The following is a 229-nucleotide window of genomic DNA, read 5'->3' on the forward strand; positions in this document are numbered from 1 at the left end:
TGGCCGGCACCGGAACCGGCGTCGACCTGGTTCGCCGGGTCGCGACGCGGGACCGAGGACCAGCCGTCCGCGCCGCTCATGCCCGACGCCCGCCGAGCGCGCGCGTCGGGTTGCCCGAGGCGTCGGTGCGGAGCTCCTTGGGGAGCGAGAACATCAGGTCTTCGTGCGCGGTGACGACCTCTTCGACGGCGGCGTACCCGGCGTCGGCGAGCTGCTCGAGCACCTCGGC

1 pseudogene is annotated in these 229 nt (G+C 74.7%); it reads right to left on the minus strand.

Features of this window, described 5'->3' with window-relative positions:
• Positions 1–76: 76 nt before the first annotated feature.
• Positions 77–229 (minus strand): annotated as a pseudogene (locus tag BIU89_RS18995) (4-hydroxy-3-methylbut-2-enyl diphosphate reductase); the annotation flags it as partial.

Source organism: Curtobacterium sp. MCBA15_005 (assembly GCF_001864855.1).
Taxonomy (GTDB): domain Bacteria; phylum Actinomycetota; class Actinomycetes; order Actinomycetales; family Microbacteriaceae; genus Curtobacterium; species Curtobacterium flaccumfaciens.